This is a genomic window from Neorhizobium sp. DAR64872/K0K18 (assembly GCF_050500175.1).
GTDB lineage: Bacteria > Pseudomonadota > Alphaproteobacteria > Rhizobiales > Rhizobiaceae > Neorhizobium > Neorhizobium soli.
Genome location: NZ_CP191446.1, coordinates 3,398,815 through 3,414,590, shown reverse-complemented (window position 1 = coordinate 3,414,590; position 15,776 = coordinate 3,398,815). Strand labels below are relative to the sequence as shown.

The following is a 15,776-nucleotide window of genomic DNA, read 5'->3' as shown; positions in this document are numbered from 1 at the left end:
GACATGATGCCTCTGAAGGTACAATCTCTCGCCGTCTCGTTTCCCGGTCTGGCGACACCGGTTCTGTCCATCGATGCTCTCGATATCGAAGCCGGCAGCCGCGTTGCGCTGACGGGCGGGTCGGGATCGGGCAAGAGCACGCTTCTCAATATCATTGCAGGCCTCGAGCGTGTTCGCATCGGCCATGTCGTCTGGGGTGGGCAGGATATTGCCAGACTGTCGGAAGGCCGGAGAGACCGCTGGCGGGCCGAGAATGTCGGCCTGGTGATGCAGGATTTCCATCTGTTTGCGGGCCTCTCCGCGCTCGACAACGTGCTCCTGCCGGCAAGGCTTTCGCGCGTATCAAACCCGGATCTGGTGAAAAGAGCGCAGGAGCTGATCGAGACCGTCGGGTTGAAGCGACCCGGTCAGTCCATCGAGACCATGTCGCGCGGCGAGATGCAGCGGGTGGCGATCGCCCGGGCGTTGCTGCGCAAGCCGGGTATCATCATCGCCGATGAGCCGACGGCAAGCCTCGATCTCGAAAACGGCGAGGCAGTCGGTGATCTGCTTTTGTCGGTCGCGGCCGGTGCCGGCAGCACGCTTGTCGTGGCCACCCATGACCAGCGCATGATCGAACGCCTCGACCGGCGCATCGTGCTCAGGGGCGGGTGCATCGTCGGCGATGAGACTGTCAGGGAGATCGCTGCATGATCGGTTTTATCGTCGCCGACCTGCGGCGTCTCTGGCTGGGCTGCGCCGTCGTGGTGCTTCTGGTTGCCTTAGCGACGGCACTCGGTGTTGCCGTGACCCTGCAGGAACGGTCGCTGCGGCTCGGCAGTGCGCGTGCTGCGGACAAGTTCGATCTGGTGATCGGCGCCTCCGGCAGCGAAACGCAGCTTATCCTTTCCTCGATCTTTCTGCAGCCCGCACCGCTGCCGCTGGTCGATGGAGAAGTGCTTTCAAAGCTTGCTGCCGATCCGCGCGTGGCCTGGGCGGCACCCGTCGGTTTCGGCGATTCCTTTGCCGGCTATCCGATCGTTGGAACGACGACCACGCTTGTCACCAGCACGACGCCGGGCTTTGGCGAGGGGCGCATGTTTGCCGCGGAAGGCGAAGCGGTTCTCGGCGCTTCCGTCACTCTTCCGGTCGGCGCCGTCGTCAAGCCGATGCATGGAACAGCCGAAACTGGTGGTCCAACCCATACGGACATCGCATACAAGGTCGTCGGCAAGCTCAAACCGACCGGCACGCCATGGGACCGCGCCATTCTCGTGCCGATCCAGGCCGTATGGCACGTTCATGGTTTAGGCGCTGAGCATGAGCACGAGGACGCAAGCACGGAGCCTGCGGCAGCTGTCGCCTCTACCACCCATGACGAAGACCATCATCACGGCGGCATCGATCCGGATGCGCCGCTCGTCGAGGATTTCGGTGTTGATACCCCCGGCCTTCCAGCGATTCTGGTCAAACCGAAGTCGATTGCCGACGCTTATCGCCTGCGTCAGGCCTATCGCGGCAATGGCACGGTGGCGGTCTTTCCCGGCGAGGTGCTGACCGGCCTTTATGCAACGCTTGGCGATGCGAAAATGGTGTTGAGTGCGGTCGCTGCGGGATCTCAGGCTCTTGTCGCGGCGGCACTGGTGCTGGTGACGGTGATCCATGTGGGGCAACGGCGCCGGCAGATCGGCGCGCTGCGCGCGTTCGGGGCACCGCGCGGCGCCGTCTTCCTGATCGTGTGGCTGGAGCTGCTTCTCCTGGTTGCGCTTGGCATCGGGCTCGGCTTCGTCTGCGGGCTACTGGCGGCGCAGTTCGGCGCCCATCTGTTTACCGCGAAAAGCGGGGTCATCCTGCCGGTCGGGTTCACGAGAGACGACGTACGTCTGGCACTTTTTCTGCTGGGCTTTGCAGCGGTCCTTTCGGCCGTGCCGGCACTTCTTGCCTATCGGCAGTCGCCCGCCCAGGCGCTTCGCTCCTGACCACTCCGGACTACGTCATTAGACGAAAGTCATAAGCCGAAAGCATGTCTCATCCGGCGTGCCAAATTCTGTCACTCTGCAACGATTGCGCTAACCTGTCTGGCCGAGGAGGAGAATGGCCGGACAGGAAGGCACGGAGTTCATCTTGTTGGGAGGACGACAATGGCACACGTCGCAACGGCAGCCCGGACGAAGGCTAGCCCCATGACGCGCGAGGAAAAGAAGGTCATCTTCGCCTCGTCGCTGGGTACCATTTTCGAATGGTATGATTTCTATCTCTACGGAACGCTTGCCGTCATCATCGGCCGGCAGTTCTTTTCGGCGTTTCCGCCCGCCACGCAGGCCATCTTTGCACTGCTGGCCTTTGCTGCAGGCTTTCTCGTCCGACCCTTCGGCGCACTGGTCTTCGGACGGCTCGGCGATCTTGTCGGACGCAAATATACCTTCCTGGTCACGATCGTGATCATGGGCCTATCGACATTCTTTGTCGGTCTTCTGCCGAGCTACGAGCAGATTGGTGCAACGGCGCCCATCCTTCTCATCGCGCTGCGCATGTTGCAGGGCCTGGCGCTCGGTGGCGAATACGGTGGTGCTGCTGTCTATGTGGCGGAGCACGCCCCGCCCGGTCGCCGCGGATTTTACACGGCCTGGATTCAGACGACGGCGACGCTTGGCCTGTTGCTGTCGCTCGCCGTCATCGTGACGCTGCGCGTCAACATGGGTGAAGAAGCCTTTGCCACAAGCTATCCGGTCATATTCGGTCTGCTGGGCGGCTGGCGCATTCCGTTCCTCGGATCGGCACTGCTGCTTGCGGTCTCCATCTACATCCGCTTGCAGATGAACGAGTCCCCCGTCTTCCAGAAGATGAAGGAAGAAGGCACCCGTTCGAAGGCACCGCTGACGGAAGCCTTCGGCACCTGGAAGAACGGCAAGATCGTGCTGATAGCACTGTTCGGCCTTGTCGTCGGCCAGGCCGTCGTCTGGTATACCGGCCAGTTCTACGCGCTGTTCTTCCTGCAGAGCATCCTGAAAGTCGACCTTCTGACGGCGAACGTACTGATTGCCTGGTCGCTTCTTCTCGGCACACCATTCTTCCTCGTCTTCGGTGCGCTGTCTGACCGCGTGGGCCGCAAATGGGTCATTCTGGCAGGCTGCGCGCTCGCAGCGGTCACGTACTTCCCGCTGTTCCACGCATTGACCAATACCGCCAATCCGACCTACGCGGGAGCGATCAAAAACGTCCAGATCCAGGTTTCGGCGGATCCGGCGACATGCGGATCCCTGTTCGACCCTGTTGGTATCAGAACCTTCACGCAGCCATGCGACGTCGCGCGACGCACGCTGTCGCAGCAGGCGTTTACCTACACGCTGGTGCCAGCAGCCGCCGGTGCGCCAACCACGGTCAGCGTAGCGGGCACGGACGTTCCCGTTGCCAATGTGACGTTGCCGGACGGCAAGACCGAAACCTTCGCCCAGCGTCTCGGCCCGGCCAGCGTGGCAGCCGGCTACCCTGCCGCCAACGATGCTGCCAAGGTGCGTGTGGATGGCTTCTTCGCGGTGTTCGGCAATGCCCAGGCTTTGACTGTCATCGCCATTCTCTGGGTCATGGTCGTCTATGTGACGATCGTCTACGGCCCGATCGCCGCGGCGCTGGTGGAGTTTTTCCCGACACGCATCCGCTATACCGCCATGTCGCTGCCGTATCACATCGGCAACGGCTGGTTCGGCGGGCTGCTGCCGGCCACCTCCTTCGCGATCGTTGCCTCGACCGGGGATATCTATGCCGGCCTCTGGTACCCGGTCGGCTTTGCCGTTCTCACGATCATCATCGGCGCGGTCTTCGTGAAGGACCGGCGCAATATCGATCTTAACGACTGATCAGTCAGCAAAAAAGAAGGGCCCGGCGGAAACGCCGGGCCCTTTTTCGTTTCAGGGCAGTGGTCCCCTCGCGGGATGCCTCAGGCCGAGAGGCCGGCAAATTCCTTGAGGATGGCGTCGCCCATGTCGCCGGTGCCGACTTGGCGGCAGCCGTCGGCCATGATGTCGCCGGTGCGGATGCCCTGGTCGAGAACGTTGGCGATCGCCTTTTCCAGGTTGTCGGCTTCAGTGATCATGTTGAAGGAATAGCGAAGACACATGGCAAAGGACGCGATCATGGCGATCGGGTTGGCAATGCCCTTGCCGGCAATATCCGGTGCCGAACCATGGACCGGCTCGTACAGCGCCTTGCGCTTGCCGGTCTTGCCATCGGGTGCGCCGAGGGAAGCGGACGGCAGCATGCCGAGCGAACCCGTCAGCATGGCCGCAACATCAGACAGCATGTCGCCGAACAGGTTGTCGGTGACGATGACGTCGAACTGTTTCGGCGCGCGAACCAGCTGCATGCCGCCGGCATCGGCCAGCATGTGGTCCAGCTTCACATCGGAATACTTGGCCTTGTGGATCTCGGTGACGACCTGGTTCCACAGCACGCCGGATTTCATCACGTTGCGCTTTTCCATCGAGCACACGGCATTCTTGCGGGTGCGCGCCAGTTCGAAAGCAACGCCTGCGATGCGTTCGATCTCGTAGGTGTCGTAGATCTGGGTATCGATGCCGCGCTTCTGGCCGTTGCCGAGATCGATGATTTCCTTCGGCTCACCGAAATAGACGCCGCCGGTCAGTTCGCGGATGATCAGGATGTCGAGCCCGTCCACCAGTTCGGGTTTCAGCGAGGAGGCGGCGGCAAGCGCCGGATAGCAGATGGCCGGGCGCAGATTTGCGAAAAGCTCCATATCCTTGCGCAGACGCAGCAGGCCGGCTTCCGGGCGAACCTCATAGGGCACACTATCCCATTTCGGACCACCGACGGCGCCGAACAGGACGGCATCGGCCGTCATCGCTTTTTCCATATCCTCGTCGGAAATGGCGGCACCATGCGTATCATAGGCGCAGCCGCCGACCAGACCTTCGTCGGTGACGAAATCGGCACTCATGGCGTCGTTCATATGGGCGATGATCTTGCGCACTTCGCCCATGGCCTCTGGACCGATGCCATCACCGGGAAGCAGGAAAAGGTGTTTTGCCATTGTGCAGATGTCCTTGATTGTTCAGGCGGCGGTTGGGCAGCTGTTTCAGGAAGCGCCGGCACCGATGCGTGCGGTCACTTCGATCTCGATTTTCATTTCAGGGGTGGTGAGGCCGCAGACGATCATGGTCGCTGCCGGCCGAATCTGGGCAAATACCGATCCGACGACCTCGACCACGGCATCGTAGTCGGCCATGTCGACGAGATAATAGCGCACGCGGACCACGTCCTTCAGGCTGCTGCCGGCTTCGCCAAGCGCTTTTGCGATAGTGGCGAGCGCGTTGCGGGTCTGGTCAGCGACATCGTCAGGCATCACCATCAGGGCATAGTCATAGCCCGTCGTGCCCGAGACATAGACCATGTCACGGTCAACAACTGCGCGGGAATAGCCGATCCGCGCTTCGAAGGGTGATCCCGAGGAGATATGCGTGACCATCTGATGACCCTCAGAGCCAGGGGCGTTCCGTGCTGTTCTTGTCCTCGAAACTCGAGATCACGGCGTCGCTCTTTAATGTCGAAGCAATATCGTCGAGACCTTCCAAGAGGATCTGGCGTCGGCCGGGATCGATGTCAAAATGCAGCGAGCCGCCATCCGGACCTGTGATCTTCTGCGCTTCGAGATCGATCGAAATGACGGCATTGGAGCCGCGATCCGCATCGTCGAGCAGCTTTTCGAGATCTTCTGGAGACACGATGATCGGCAGGATGCCGTTCTTGAAACAGTTATTGTAGAAAATATCGGCAAAGCTGGTCGAGATCACGCAACGGATGCCGAAATCGAGAAGTGCCCAAGGCGCGTGCTCACGCGACGAGCCGCAGCCGAAATTGTCGCCAGCCACCAGGATCTTGGAATTGCGATAGGCCGGCTTGTTCAAGATGAAATCCGGGTTTTCTGACCCATCCTGATTGTAGCGGGATTCTGCAAACAGTCCCTTGCCGAGACCGGTTCGCTTGATCGTCTTCAGGTAGTCCTTGGGAATGATCATGTCGGTGTCGATGTTGACGACCGGAAGCGGCGCTGCGACGCCTGTGAGTTGCGTGAACTTGTCCATGATCTGCCTCCAAGGGAGTTGTCGTGAAGGCCAAATAAAGCAATTTGCCGCCGATTTGAAGGGCATTATGCCTTCAACCGGTACTCCGCTGCGCCAGAGCGCGCAGGCGGAGCGAACATGATGACGCTAGAGGTCGATGATGGTACCGCGGCCGTCGTTCCACACACGAATATCGCGGCTGGCCGGCTTTGGTCCGAACGATTTCGCTCGCACGGGTACAGGGTTCAACCTGGTCGAGATCGCCCTACCAATTGAAAGAAGGACGAGAATGCCGGCAAATGCGACGGTCAGAGACGCTGTAAAGAGCGCCGCCATGGCAAGCACCGCAATAGCTGAGGCGACGACGAAAAATGCACGAATGTTTTGCATGGATCATACCTTTCAACGTCTGAAATGTGGGACCGGCCGGCCCCGCTTACAAGTGGTTTCACGACCTCCTGTCTTGCCGAGGGCCAAAAAGCTTGTCACAACCACGTTATGACTTTTCCCAATGATTACATGGTCCCGAAGCGATGGCCGCTCTGATCCGGCGCTCGCTCCTGAGCGTTCCCGCGAGCAACACCCGTGCGCTTTCGAAAATCCCGCAGCTCGACTGCGACGGCGTGATTTTCGATCTGGAGGATTCCGTGGCATTCGCGCAGAAAGCGGAAGCGCGGGATAACCTCCGCAGAAGCTTTGCCGAGCTGAATTCCGATGGTCTCGAGACGGCTATCCGGATCAATCCGCTCACAAGCGAATTCGGTCCTGCGGATCTCGAGCTCATCGTCGAACTTCTGCCGGATGCGGTGGTCATTCCCAAGGTTGAGCATGCGGACGACGTCCAGGTGATCGCCGAGCGCCTTTCTCAGGCGGGCGTGCCGGAGAGGGTCTCTATCTGGGCGATGATCGAAACGCCGCTCGGCGTCCTCAACGCCGCCGAAATCTCGAGCGTGGGCGGACGGATCAAATGCCTCGTCGTGGGGCTCAACGATCTTCGCAAGGCAACGGGTGTTTTGCCGCAACCGGGGCGGGCCAATCTCATACCCTGGTTGATGCAGGTCGTGCTGGCGGGCAGGGCCTATGGTGTCGATGTGATCGACAGCGTGTTTAACGATTTCAAGGACGAAGTCGCGTTCGAAGCCGAGTGCGCCCAGGGCCGCGCCATGGGATTTTCAGGCAAGATGCTGATCCATCCGGCGCAGATCGACGCGGCCAACCGTCATTTCGGTCCTGATGATGATGCGCTTGAAGAGGCGCGCGCCATCATCGAGGCCTTCCGCCAGCCGGGAGCCGAAACGCTCAACGTCATCAACCTCGACGGTCGCATGGTCGAGCGTCTGCATCTCGAGGATGCGGAAAAGCTCGTCGCCAGCGCGGCGGTCATCGCCAACAGAAAGAGAAAGCCATGAAAGTATATCGTTTCATCACCGGTCCTGACGATGCCGCCTTTTGTCACCGGGTGACGGCGGCGCTGAACAAGGGCTGGGAACTCTCCGGTTCGCCAAGCTACGCCTTCAACGGCAAGACGGGCGAGATGCATTGCGGCCAGGCCGTGATGAAGACCGTAGAAGGCAAGGAATACAGCCCCGACATGAAGCTCGGCGAGCAGTAAAAAGCTAGGCCGAGGTGTGTCTGCCAGCGCTGGATCAGCGCTGGCTTGCTTCCTCGGCGCTCGCCTCGATGCGCTCCATGTCGTCGTCACTCAGGCCGAAGTGATGGCCGATCTCGTGGATAAGGACGTGGGTGATGATATCGCCCAGCGTTTCCTCATTCTCCGCCCAGTAATCGAGGATAGGCCGGCGATAGAGCCGGATGCGATTGGGCAGTTCGCCGGTTTCGACCGTAAACCGTTCCGAAATGCCACGTCCTTCGAACAGGCCCAGAAGGTCGAACGGCGTTTCCAGCGCCATGTCTTCGAAAACGTCGTCGTCCGGAAATTCTTCGACCTCAATGGTGAGGTTCGTCGTGAGTTTGCGGAATTCGTCCGGAAGGTGGCTGTAGGCTTCTAATGCCAGCGACTCGAACGTGCTGATCGTCGGCGCATGGCGATCCTGCCAATCATCGGTCTGGTCAATGCGGGCCATGGGATCTCCTTCCAACTCAGGCACATATAATACCTGAAGCAGCTATTTCGAGAAAAGAATCATTGCGATAGCTTTTAGAGGAAAAGATTCCTGATCGGGAGCTGTTGACTCTTTGCCACGTGTCTGGAATCCATAAGAACATAAAGCGAACATTATCGATGGAGTTAACGCCATGGCCAAAGGTGCCTGGGCGCGGGAGAGACTTTTGCCCTGCGCAAGCCGATCTCGGAGACGGAAAGCGGTCGGCGAGCTTGCTCGTGATGCTCGCGTCTGGTCTGGATTGGAACCCGCATGACCGCCTGTTTTCGATCCCCTCTGGCGCATCGACAGAGGCGTATTCTGACACTCGTGTTCCCGCGTCTGTCAACCGACAGAATTGCGCGCCGCCGCTGGGGTATGGACTGGCGGTCTTACCGCCATCACGACCATCCACCGATCGTCTTTGCCGGGCGCCACGCCGACAGGATGTGCCTGACAGTGCTCGACGCGGCCGCCGAACGCCTTAACCTGAAGCTGGGGCAGGGCGTTTCAGAAGCGCGAGCGATCTTTCCGGAGCTCGACGTGATGGACGAAGACGATGATGCCGACGCGGCGCTTCTGATGGCGCTCTCCGACTGGTGCGACCGATATACGCCACTGGTGACGCTAGAAGGGCGCAACGGGCTCTCTCTGGATATCACGGGCTGTGCGGATTACGGTGGCGGAGAGCAGGGCTTGCTCGGCAATGCCTCCCGCAGACTCCGTCAGATGGGTTTCGACGTCAAAGGGACACTCGCATCTTTTCCGGGCGTGTGGAGCGATTCTGCTTCTGCCGCGGACGGAACCTGTGGCGGCGCGTTGTTTCGATCGAGTGACGTTCGAGCCTTTTCAGAGATATCGCAGCGACACAGCAGCCGGTTAGGCATCACTGCCTCCGATCACGGATCGTTGATAAGGGGGTTATGATATGTCAATTACCGGGCTGGATTCTTTCTTGACATCGGTTGTCCTCTTTTGCAAAAAAGACTGTATCGAGGTCAATGTTCTCCAGGTCGATTTGAAATGCTGGTTTGCAGTTGTAATTACATCACCGAAAGGGAGATCAAGGATACGATCATCCAACTCCTCACTGAGGACTGTTGGCAGCTGATCGTTCCCGTGAAGGTCTACCATGCGATGGAAAAGCGCGGCCGTTGCTGCGGTTGCTTTCCCAATGTCGTTGATCTGATCATCCGCACGACCGAGGAATATCACGCCCAGCGGCACTCGACGGAAGCTGACGTGATCGTATATATGTCGCGCTTGAAACAACTCCACGAAGAAAACAGGAGAGCGGACATTGAAAGGCGACTTACAGGTCATCGAGCGGCTTAACGAGGCACTGTTCCTCGAACTTGGCGCTGTGAACCAATACTGGCTGCATTACCGTCTCCTGCACGATTGGGGTTTTACCAAGCTTGCCAAGAAGGAACGTGCCGAGTCCATCGAAGAGATGCAGCATGCCGATCGCCTGATCGACCGCATCATCTTCCTTGAGGGCCATCCGAACCTTCAGACGCTGGCGCCTCTGCGCATCGGCCAGAACGTCAAGGAAGTTCTCGAAGCCGATCTGGCCGGCGAATACGATGCCCGCACCGCCTACAAGGCCTCGCGCGATATCTGTCACGCCGCCGGAGACTATGTCTCCATGAAGCTTTTCGAACAGCTACTGATGGACGAGGAAGGTCATATCGACTTCCTCGAAACGCAGCTCGAACTGCTCTCCAAGATCGGTGAAGAGAGATACGGTCAGCTCAACGCGGAATCCGCAGACGCCGCCGAGTAACGGTCAAGTCTTCGACATTCTGTATCAAGGCCCGGTGGATGATGCTTTCACCGGGCTTTTCTATATCTGATCAGCGCTAATCGAATGTGCAATCAGCCCGCTATCGCGAGGTGGGCAAATTCCGCGACGACCCGGTCATAGACCGAGCGCTTGAACGGCACGATCAGGTCGGGCAGATCCTGCATCGGCTTCCATTCCCAGGCATCGAATTCAGCCGTGTGGCCGCCCGGTGGCGGGTTGATGGCGATCTCGCTTTCGTCGCCATCGAAGCGGAAGGCAAACCAGCGCTGCGTCTGGCCGCGATACTTTCCCTTGAGACCAATGCCGATCAGCTGCTCCGGAAGATCGTAGTTGATCCAGTCGGCGGCTTCAGAAAGCAGCGTGACGGAACGCATGCCCGTTTCCTCGTAGAGTTCACGATAGGCGGCGGGCAGGGGATCTTCGCCATTGTCGATCCCGCCCTGCGGCATCTGCCACATGTGGGGCGATCCATCATATTCGCTGTTGCCGGCGGCGATGCGGCGTCCGGCCCAGACGAGGCCCTGGCTGTTGAGCACCATGATCCCGACGCAAGGGCGATAGGGAAGATCTTCCGCTTTCACCGGCTTCTTGTGATCCTTGGCCATCTCATTCCCCTTCATTCAAGGTGCCACGCTCTCGCGGGCGATCGTGGAGACACCGACGATTTCAACACCGCGCTGCGAGGCTTCGTCGGCCCATTTCCGGATTGCTGCGATGCTCTCGTCGAATGCGGAGGCGACGCCGATCGCCGTTCCCTTGCGTTGAGCTATCCGCTCGAGTTCGTCAAGTTTCTTGAGGATCGCATCCGACTGGAGCTGACCGTCCAGTGTCAGATCACCGAAGGCGTGCGGCAGCTGCATTGCCTTGGCCAGGACCTCGGTCTTGGTTTGAGCCGACGTGCCATCGTCAAGAAACAGCAGGCCGCGTGAGGCCATGTCGCGCAGGATAGGCTCGAGCGCCTTGACGTCGGAGAGATAGCGGCCGCCCTGATAGTTCATGATCCCGGTATAGTTGGTGATCTCGCCCATCGCCACGTGCAGTCGCTCGAGGTTCTTTGCGGCAGGATCCTTGACGAGAAGCGTGCCCGGGCCGGGGTCGTTGGCCGGGTAGTCGTAGGGCTCGAACGGGACCTGGATGAGGATTTCGTGGCCCGCGCGGCGCGCTTCCTGCATCCAGCGCTGCAGGCTGTTGCCGCTTGCGGCAAGGCCGAGCGTCACGCCTGATGGCAGTTGCTGGATGGCGCGCTGGGTGCCTGTCTGGCTGAGACCGAGGCCGCCGACCACGATTGCGATCCTTGTGCCACGGGCGCCGGACCAGGGACGTGAATACTGGTCCATCGGCCGCATGCCGTCTTCCCCGAGGATCGGCAGTTTGCCGTATTCGGTGTCCTCAAGAAGGGCGTCGTTCGGCTCTGCGGCAAATCGCGGGTCCTGGCCGATCCTCAGGGCATTGATGAGAACGGGGCCGTTTCCATCCCGTTCACGCGGTGTGTATTTCGTCACGACCGAGCCATCCGCCATCCGGTTCTGCTCGATGGTCGCTCCGGAATTCGGATTGGACCGCGGCATGCCGTTGGGGTCGGAATTTTCGGACGGGCTTACTGCGTCAGCCGGTACCTTGGCCGAGGTCGCTGCGGAGGAGGGCGGATCGTTCGCGGCGATCCGCTCAAGTTGGGGATCGTTTCGCATCGCGTAGATCGACAAGCCGACGATGGCGATGAGGCCGATGCCCCCGAAAATGGCAAGCGTCGACAGTCGACGAGCCTTTTGTCGCTTCGGCGGCCGGTTTTGACCGAGCGGTGCATGGAGATCGCTGCCCAAGGGATATGCCCGCGTCTGCGCTGCCGAAATGAATGCAGTCAGGCGGCTGTGGTGAAACAGCCGCCTGACTGGTTTGCCTGATTAGTTCTTGACGGCGGCCGCAGCCTTGTCCGGGCTAGCCGGGAAGGACGGATCGGTCTTTGTCCCATGCAGCAGGTCCATGGCATAGTTCAGCTGCAGGTCGTCCTTGGTTTCCGGCGGCACATAGGCAGCCGAACCGGAGCCCTCATCGGTCTCGGCCGCGCCCTGGATATGGCCCTTGAGGCTGGATTCGCCCTCGGCGCGGACCTTGCCCTGCAGTTCCGGCGGCAGCGGCTGTTCGACCTTGATGTCAGGCGTAATGCCCGTTCCCTGGATCGACTTGCCCGATGGCGTGTAATAGAGCGCCGTCGTCAGGCGCAGCGCGCCGGATTCGCCAAGCGGAATGATCGTCTGGACGGAGCCCTTGCCGAACGAGCGGGTGCCGACAACGGTCGCGCGCTTCAGGTCCTGAAGGGCACCTGCGACGATTTCAGACGCCGAAGCCGAGCCGCCGTTGACGAGCACAACCACCGGCTTGCCGTCGGTCAGGTCGCCAGGGCCGGCATTGAAGCGGCGTGTCTCATCCGCATTGCGGCCGCGGGTGGAAACGACTTCGCCGCGTTCCAGGAACGCATCGGAGACGTTGATCGCCTGGTCCAGCAGACCGCCCGGGTTGAGGCGCAAATCGAGAACGAAGCCCTTCAGCTTGTCGGCAGGCACGTCAGCCTTGATCTTCTTGATCGCCTTCTCAAGATCGTCATAGGTTTTCTCAGTAAAGGAGATGACGCGCACATAGCCGATGTCGCCGGCTTCGACGCGCGATTTTACGGCGCGGACCGCGATGATGTCGCGCATCACGGTGATGTCGAGCGGCTTGTCGGCACCTTGGCGGATGACGGTCAGCTTGATCGGGGTATTGACGGCGCCGCGCATCTTTTCGACAGCGTCTTCAAGCTTCAGGCCGCGAACGGCCTGGCCATCGATCTCGGAAATGTAGTCGCCGGCAAGAATGCCAGCCTTGGATGCCGGCGTGTCGTCGATAGGCGTGATGACCTTGACGAGTTCGTTCTCCATCGTCACTTCGATGCCGAGACCGCCGAATTCACCGCGCGTCTGGGTGCGCATGTCTTCGGCATCTTTGGAATTCATGAAGCTCGAATGCGGATCAAGCGAGCTCAGCATGCCGTTGATGGCATTTTCGACCAGCTTGTTTTCATCCGGTGGCGTGACGTACTGGGCGCGAACCCGCTCGAACACGTCGCCGAAGATCGACAGTTCCTTATAGGTGGAAGCCCCGGCGGCCTGGGCCGGAACACCGGCCGAATAAATGACGCTCATCGCGGTCGCACCCAACAGTGCTCCGACGATGACAAGAGAAGCCCTACGAATCATTTCGCGCCCTTCCAGTTTCTTTGCTGGCCCACCACGGCTTGGAATCAACCGGGGTGCCGTCTTTTCGGAATTCAATGTAAAGCGTCGGGCGATCCGTTTCCAGCGCCAACGCAGTCGCACTTGCTACTCTTTTCTCACCCATGGCAGCGATCGGCTCGCCTGCAAAGACAAACTTGCCCTGCCGCGCGTTCACCACGTCCATTCCTGCCAGAACAACATGATAACCGTCGCCGGCGTTCAGGATGATCATCTGGCCATAGCTCCGGAATGCACCGGCAAACACGACCAGCCCATCGGCCGGTGCCGTCACCACTGCGCCGGGGTTGGAGGCCACGGTCATACCGCGTGCCGGGTGTCCCGTCCCGTCTGCATCGCCGAACGCACGCAATATTTCGCCGGCAACTGGAAGCTCCAGTTTTTGCCTGAGGCTTGAAAACGCGTATGCGGGCGCAATGCGGTTTTTGTCGGGCACACCGCTTTCGGCCAATTGCCGGGCTTTCTCGCGTTCCTCTTCGGACATCTGCCGCCGCCGCTCTTCCTCGGCACGGGCCAGATCCATGCCTTCGCGCACGGATGCGATCTGTCCCTCAAGCCCCTGAATGAGATCCTGAAGCGAGGTGGCACGGCCGACAAGTTCCTGAGAACGCGCGCGTTCTGCGGCGAGCTGTCTTTCGTTTTCGGCGTTCAGCTTGGCATTTTCAGCCAGCAGCAGGTTCATCCGTCGTTCTTCCTCGACGCCTGCCGTGATGGTTTGCGAAACGGTTTCCTTTTCCTTGGCCGCCTCGGCCTGAAGGCTCGCGAGATTTTGAAGATCCGTGACCAGCCTTTCGGCCTCGGCCCGCATGCCGGGCACGACGGCGCCGAGCAGGATGGCGCTTCTGACAGAGCCCAGCGCGTCATCCGGCGACACCAGCAGCGCTGGCGGCGGGCTGCGGCCCATGCGCTCCAGCGCGCCCAGCACTTCGGCAAGAATGGAGCGACGCCCCCTCAGGGCCACGCGGATCTTGTCTTCCTGCACTTTCAGCGAAGCGAGCTTGTCTTCGCTCACCTGGATTTTCGACTGAAGGTCCTTGCGCCGTGCGGCTGAATCGATCAGCGCCTGGCGCATATCCGCAGACGTCTTCTTGATGCCGGAAATGCTGTGCTCGATCTGAGCGACCTTTTCCGACGAGAGGCTCATGCTTTTGGCCAGCACTTCCAGCTCGCCGCGGGTCTCGTTGCGTCTCTTTTGAAGATCGGCTGTCGGATCCGCCAAGGCTTCGGTTGCGGGCGGGGAGGGTTGGGCCGCAGGCGGTGCCGGCTCCTGTGCCAAGGCAATCCAGTGAAACGGGGGCAGGCGGAGAGGCGCGAAGGCAAGCGCCGATGCCATCGCTGGCAGCGCAAGGCCCAGGGCTATGGCTCTCCTGATCGTCATTGCGTTCTCGAATCTGCAGCGGACCTGCGAAGGCTAGGCTGATTCGCCGGGGCCAGCCATAAACAACATCGTGTTTCGCAACATCGGCCCGGAAGGTAAACGAAGTCTAAACGCGGTGGTAGGGATGGCCTGAAAGGATGGTGACGGCGCGATACAGCTGTTCGGCGATGAGAATGCGGACCAGCTGATGCGGCCATGTCATAGAGCCGAGATTGAGGACGACATCAGCGCGTGCCCGAAGATCCGGGTCCAGCCCGTCGGCGCCGCCGATCGCGAGCATCATGTCGCGCTTGCCGCCGTCCTTGTACTTGTCGATCAGACCGGCAAAGGCTTCGCTGTCGAGCGCCTTGCCCCGTTCATCGAGCAGAACGAGGATGGCACCATCGGGAAGGGCCTTCTCGAGTGCGGCGGCCTCCTCGCGCTTCCGCGTTTCTGCATTGGAAGCACGGCTTTCCGGCACTTCGATCATCCTGGCAAGTTCGAGCCCGATCGCGGGCCCGGCCTTGGAGAAACGGTCGAGGTAACGGGACGCAAGATCTTTCTCGGGTCCGGCTTTGAGCCGTCCCACGGCGAAAAGGCTGATTCGCATGTCCTGATCCGTTGTTTTCAGAGCTCTCGGCTGCCACTGCGCCGGCACGTCGTCAAGGCGCCGCCGTTAGCATGCAATCGTCGCATCTTGTCGGCTCAGGAACGTCCCGGCCTGTTAGTGAAGCACTGTGCCTTCCTCGACATCCGGAGCGGCCCACATCTTTTCGATGTTGTAGAACTCGCGGATTTCGGGGCGGAACACATGGATGATGATATCACCAGTGTCAATCAGCACCCAATCACCCGTCTCCATGCCTTCGACACGGGCCCCGCCGAGGCCCTCTGCTTTCAGGTCGGTGATGAGGTGATCGCAGATCGCCATGACATGCCGGCTCGATCGTCCGGAGACGACGACCATGTAGTCTCCGAGAGCGGATTTTCCGGCAATATTGATGGTGACGATATCTTCTGCTTTGGAGTCCTCGAGGCTCGTGAGGACCTGATCGAGGGCATGGGCGGCGGCATCATCGCCACGTTCCAGGCTCTGCGGAATGACGGAGGCCGTCCTTCCCTTGGCGTGTACTGTTGTCAGGGTCGTTCCTTTCGTCCGGTAACAGCAACATCCTCTTCGTGCGA

19 protein-coding genes are annotated in these 15,776 nt (G+C 60.3%); 8 read left to right on the top strand and 11 right to left on the bottom strand.

Annotation, left to right across the window (positions count from 1 at the left end; all coding sequences use genetic code 11):
- Window positions 1-3 precede the first annotated feature (3 nt).
- The 3 genes from ACQY1P_RS22100 (at window position 4) to ACQY1P_RS22090 (ending at window position 3,836) form a co-directional block, all read left to right on the top strand.
- On the top strand, window positions 4-693 hold the full coding sequence (locus ACQY1P_RS22100) for an ABC transporter ATP-binding protein (protein ID WP_325265603.1): 690 nt from the start codon (window positions 4-6) through the stop codon (window positions 691-693).
- Complete coding sequence (locus ACQY1P_RS22095) at window positions 690-1,958, top strand: FtsX-like permease family protein (RefSeq protein ID WP_430255506.1); 1,269 nt, start codon at window positions 690-692, stop codon at window positions 1,956-1,958. The genes ACQY1P_RS22100 and ACQY1P_RS22095 overlap by 4 nt, the downstream gene beginning before the upstream one ends.
- A gap of 162 nt (window positions 1,959-2,120) precedes the next feature.
- A complete protein-coding gene (locus tag ACQY1P_RS22090) occupies window positions 2,121-3,836 on the top strand; it encodes an MFS transporter (RefSeq protein ID WP_430255504.1) in 1,716 nt (571 codons plus the stop codon).
- Between the two features lie 80 nt (window positions 3,837-3,916).
- Here ACQY1P_RS22090 and leuB read toward each other — a convergent pair whose 3' ends face one another.
- The 4 genes from leuB to ACQY1P_RS22070 all read right to left on the bottom strand — a co-directional run bounded on the left by leuB (window position 3,917) and on the right by ACQY1P_RS22070 (window position 6,446).
- Window positions 3,917-5,026 carry a 3-isopropylmalate dehydrogenase gene (gene leuB / locus ACQY1P_RS22085; protein ID WP_430255502.1) on the bottom strand — a complete coding sequence of 370 codons (1,110 nt, stop codon included), beginning with the start codon at window positions 5,024-5,026 and terminating at the stop codon, window positions 3,917-3,919.
- 45 nt (window positions 5,027-5,071) lie between these two features.
- Window positions 5,072-5,461, bottom strand: a complete 390-nt coding sequence (locus tag ACQY1P_RS22080) for a RidA family protein (protein WP_184655582.1) — start codon at window positions 5,459-5,461, stop codon at window positions 5,072-5,074.
- A 10-nt stretch (window positions 5,462-5,471) separates the two neighbouring features.
- Window positions 5,472-6,077, bottom strand: coding sequence for a 3-isopropylmalate dehydratase small subunit (gene leuD / locus ACQY1P_RS22075; RefSeq protein WP_062462796.1), 606 nt, complete (start codon window positions 6,075-6,077; stop codon window positions 5,472-5,474).
- 126 nt (window positions 6,078-6,203) lie between these two features.
- Window positions 6,204-6,446, bottom strand: coding sequence for a hypothetical protein (locus ACQY1P_RS22070; protein WP_062462792.1), 243 nt, complete (start codon window positions 6,444-6,446; stop codon window positions 6,204-6,206).
- A gap of 143 nt (window positions 6,447-6,589) precedes the next feature.
- Here ACQY1P_RS22070 and ACQY1P_RS22065 point away from each other — a divergent pair, with 143 nt between their 5' ends.
- Together ACQY1P_RS22065 and ACQY1P_RS22060 are read left to right on the top strand one after the other, a co-directional pair.
- Window positions 6,590-7,465: an HpcH/HpaI aldolase/citrate lyase family protein gene (locus tag ACQY1P_RS22065; protein ID WP_430255500.1), complete on the top strand. Its 876-nt coding sequence runs from the start codon at window positions 6,590-6,592 to the stop codon at window positions 7,463-7,465.
- Window positions 7,462-7,668, top strand: a complete 207-nt coding sequence (locus ACQY1P_RS22060) for a DUF1737 domain-containing protein (RefSeq protein WP_062462785.1) — start codon at window positions 7,462-7,464, stop codon at window positions 7,666-7,668. The genes ACQY1P_RS22065 and ACQY1P_RS22060 overlap by 4 nt, the downstream gene beginning before the upstream one ends.
- Window positions 7,669-7,702: 34 nt before the next feature.
- Here ACQY1P_RS22060 and ACQY1P_RS22055 read toward each other — a convergent pair whose 3' ends face one another.
- Window positions 7,703-8,140, bottom strand: a complete 438-nt coding sequence (locus ACQY1P_RS22055; RefSeq protein ID WP_062462782.1) for a metallopeptidase family protein — start codon at window positions 8,138-8,140, stop codon at window positions 7,703-7,705.
- A gap of 477 nt (window positions 8,141-8,617) precedes the next feature.
- Between ACQY1P_RS22055 and ACQY1P_RS22050 the strand changes: the two genes are divergently transcribed.
- The 3 genes from ACQY1P_RS22050 to bfr all read left to right on the top strand — a co-directional run bounded on the left by ACQY1P_RS22050 (window position 8,618) and on the right by bfr (window position 9,944).
- Window positions 8,618-9,085: a hypothetical protein gene (locus ACQY1P_RS22050; RefSeq protein ID WP_174197292.1), complete on the top strand. Its 468-nt coding sequence runs from the start codon at window positions 8,618-8,620 to the stop codon at window positions 9,083-9,085.
- 96 nt (window positions 9,086-9,181) lie between these two features.
- Entirely contained in the window at window positions 9,182-9,493 is a 312-nt protein-coding gene (locus ACQY1P_RS22045) for a (2Fe-2S)-binding protein (RefSeq protein ID WP_430255498.1), read from the top strand.
- Window positions 9,459-9,944: a bacterioferritin gene (gene bfr / locus ACQY1P_RS22040; RefSeq protein WP_430255496.1), complete on the top strand. Its 486-nt coding sequence runs from the start codon at window positions 9,459-9,461 to the stop codon at window positions 9,942-9,944. Before ACQY1P_RS22045 ends, bfr begins: the two co-directional genes overlap by 35 nt.
- A gap of 92 nt (window positions 9,945-10,036) precedes the next feature.
- Here bfr and ACQY1P_RS22035 read toward each other — a convergent pair whose 3' ends face one another.
- From ACQY1P_RS22035 to rsfS, 6 genes are all read right to left on the bottom strand, one after another.
- The gene (locus ACQY1P_RS22035) at window positions 10,037-10,570 is read right to left on the bottom strand and encodes an RNA pyrophosphohydrolase (protein WP_430255494.1); all 534 of its coding nucleotides are present in this window, start codon (window positions 10,568-10,570) and stop codon (window positions 10,037-10,039) included.
- Window positions 10,571-10,585: 15 nt separating this feature from the next.
- Window positions 10,586-11,785, bottom strand: a complete 1,200-nt coding sequence (locus ACQY1P_RS22030; RefSeq protein WP_430255492.1) for a divergent polysaccharide deacetylase family protein — start codon at window positions 11,783-11,785, stop codon at window positions 10,586-10,588.
- 81 nt (window positions 11,786-11,866) lie between these two features.
- On the bottom strand, window positions 11,867-13,198 hold the full coding sequence (locus ACQY1P_RS22025) for a S41 family peptidase (protein WP_174197291.1): 1,332 nt from the start codon (window positions 13,196-13,198) through the stop codon (window positions 11,867-11,869).
- Window positions 13,188-14,612, bottom strand: coding sequence for a murein hydrolase activator EnvC family protein (locus tag ACQY1P_RS22020; protein WP_430255490.1), 1,425 nt, complete (start codon window positions 14,610-14,612; stop codon window positions 13,188-13,190). Before ACQY1P_RS22020 ends, ACQY1P_RS22025 begins: the two co-directional genes overlap by 11 nt.
- 106 nt (window positions 14,613-14,718) lie before the next feature.
- On the bottom strand, window positions 14,719-15,201 hold the full coding sequence (gene rlmH / locus ACQY1P_RS22015) for a 23S rRNA (pseudouridine(1915)-N(3))-methyltransferase RlmH (RefSeq protein ID WP_062463039.1): 483 nt from the start codon (window positions 15,199-15,201) through the stop codon (window positions 14,719-14,721).
- A 114-nt stretch (window positions 15,202-15,315) separates the two neighbouring features.
- On the bottom strand, window positions 15,316-15,732 hold the full coding sequence (gene rsfS / locus ACQY1P_RS22010) for a ribosome silencing factor (protein WP_062577032.1): 417 nt from the start codon (window positions 15,730-15,732) through the stop codon (window positions 15,316-15,318).
- Window positions 15,733-15,776 lie beyond the last annotated feature (44 nt).